This window comes from Streptomyces nanhaiensis (assembly GCF_046614825.1).
Taxonomy (GTDB): domain Bacteria; phylum Actinomycetota; class Actinomycetes; order Streptomycetales; family Streptomycetaceae; genus Streptomyces; species Streptomyces radiopugnans.
Genome location: NZ_JBKJFM010000318.1, coordinates 1 through 2,122, shown reverse-complemented (window position 1 = coordinate 2,122; position 2,122 = coordinate 1). Strand labels below are relative to the sequence as shown.

Here is a 2,122-nt window from a genome sequence, read left to right as displayed (position 1 = left end):
CCTGCTCATCGACCGGCTCGGCCTGGGCCTGGCCGGTCTGGTCAACATCCTCGACCCGGACCGGATCATCCTCGGCGGGCTGCACCGCGCACTGCTGGAGGCGGACGCCGGGCGGCAGCAGAGCGTCAGCGCCGAGCGCAGACTGTGGGGACGTGACGGCGGGGTGCCGGTGCGCGCCTGCGCGGTGGACTGCGGCGGCCTGGTGGCAAGCACCGCCGCCCGGTCGGGAGCGTCTCCACCTCAGGCGTCCGGCCCCGGGCCGGGGACCGTCCGCCCGGGGAGGCCGAGCTGCCCGGGGAGCTCGAGCGGCTCGGGGCGGTGGGCGAAGCGCTCCCGCCAGTAGGCCGCGTCCGCCTCGCGGGCCGGCGAGTTCCGGTAGGCGGCCTCCTCCTCGGCGAAGCCCGCCGGGGACGGCAGCGCGCCCTCCCCCGGGGGCGTGCCGACGATCCGCGCGGTGTACACCTCGGCGGCGCGGCGGCTGACCAGCGCGCAGCCGAAGGTGTCGAGGACCGCCCGCGGATGCCGGTGGAACCACGCGAACCGGTCGGCCGCCAGCCGGATCAGGGTCTGCGCGGACCTCAGTCCCGCGTCGGCGGCGGACAGCTCGGCGCGCACCCGGGCCTCGGCCGCGGCGGCCGGGTCGGCCTCGTCGGCGAGGTCCACCATCGTCAGCGGCAGGCTGCCGCCGTCGGTGAACTCCGGCGGGCCGGAGGCCCCGGAGGCCGCGCGCAGCCGCACGGCCTCCGCCTCGGCGACGACCTGGCGGATCGCGTCCTGCAGCACGGTCACGTCCACCGGCCCGTGGATCTCCACGACCTCGGCGACGGCGGCAGCGCCTGCCTGGATCGGCGTCGTGCCGTGCGCGGTGTGGTGCTCAGACGTGTCGGGCATGGCTGCCAGCTCCTGCGTGCCGGGGGCGGTCGACGGGTCGTAGGTTCGGGTACGGGTGGAATCCGCGGCCGGTCTTGCGGCCGAGACTGCCCTCGGCGACCAGCCGGGCCAGCAAGGGCGTCGGCCGGAAGCGCTCGTCGCCGGTGTGCTCGCGCAGCACGTCCAGCGTGTCGAGCACGGTGTCGAGGCCGATGAGGTCCGCGGTCCGCAGCGGCCCCGTGGCGTGCCCGAAACAGTCCTGGAAGACGCGGTCCACGGTGCCGGCGTCGGCGGTGCCCGCCTCCACGACGGCGGCCGCCTCGTTGACCGTCAGCATCAGCACGCGGTTGCTGACGAAACCGGGGCCGTCGCCGACCACGATCGCCTTCTTGCCGAGGCCGGCCAGGAGGTCCACGGTCAGTTCCACGGTGTGCGCGCCGGTGTGCGCGGACCTGACGACCTCGACGGTGTCCTTGACCGGCGCCGGGTTCATGAAGTGGGTGCCGATCACCCGGCCGGGGCGGCCGGTGAAGGAAGCGAGGCGGCCGATCGGAACGGCCGAGGTGCACGACGCGAACACCGTCTCGGGCGGGCACAGGCGGTCCAGCTCCTCCAGGACCGCCTTCTTGAGCGGCACCCGTTCCGGCGTGCACTCCACCACGAACCGGGCGCCGGACAGGGCGGACGGCTCCGCCTCCCAGGCCACCCGCTCCGCGGCCGGGCCCGCGTCCCGCCCGCGCAGCAGGCGCGCCGCGCGCACCCCGGCCCGCAGGCGCTCCGGTCCGCTCGCACGCGCCGCCGGATCCGGATCGACGACCACCACGGGATGGCCGGCCGCCGCGAAGCACTGGGCGACGCCGACCCCCATCGTGCCGGCGCCCACCACGCCGATCGGCAGCCCGGTCGCGCCGGGCGGCTCGCTGTCCCTGTTCTCGCCCACGCGGGGCCCCCTTCACGGTCGGTGTCGTGCTCGCGGTGTCAGCCGGCGGACTCTGCGGTGGCGGCGTGCGCCCGGTCGATCAGTTCGTCGGCCATGGCCAGCACCGTCTCCTCGTCGAACAGCTCGGTGCGGTACTCGACGGCTATCCGGTCCTCGGTGATGCTCCAGTGGAGGCCGGAGGCGGAGCCGCCGCCCGGTCCGCCGGTGCCGCCGTGGTCCGCGGTGGCGTCGCACAGCGGCGGCCGGCCCGGGACCGGGCGCGTTCCCGCCTCGGCGCGCAGCCGGGCGATGCGCCCGGCCAGGTCCGCGTGC

3 protein-coding genes and 1 pseudogene are annotated in these 2,122 nt (G+C 76.5%); 1 reads left to right on the top strand and 3 read right to left on the bottom strand.

The window, feature by feature from the left end; genetic code table 11:
- A pseudogene (locus ACLIYP_RS30285) lies at positions 1-343 on the top strand (hypothetical protein); the annotation flags it as partial.
- Here the strand turns inward: ACLIYP_RS30285 and ACLIYP_RS30280 are convergent.
- From ACLIYP_RS30280 to ACLIYP_RS30270, 3 genes are all read right to left on the bottom strand, one after another.
- Complete coding sequence (locus ACLIYP_RS30280; RefSeq protein WP_412716274.1) at positions 241-891, bottom strand: condensation domain-containing protein; 651 nt, start codon at positions 889-891, stop codon at positions 241-243. The pseudogene ACLIYP_RS30285 and the gene ACLIYP_RS30280 sit on opposite strands and share 103 nt — an antisense overlap.
- On the bottom strand, positions 875-1,810 hold the full coding sequence (locus ACLIYP_RS30275) for a 3-hydroxyacyl-CoA dehydrogenase family protein (RefSeq protein ID WP_412716273.1): 936 nt from the start codon (positions 1,808-1,810) through the stop codon (positions 875-877). Before ACLIYP_RS30275 ends, ACLIYP_RS30280 begins: the two co-directional genes overlap by 17 nt.
- A 38-nt stretch (positions 1,811-1,848) precedes the next feature.
- Positions 1,849-2,122, bottom strand: a 274-nt coding sequence (locus ACLIYP_RS30270) for a hypothetical protein (protein ID WP_412716272.1), incomplete at its 5' end; no start/stop codon positions are given.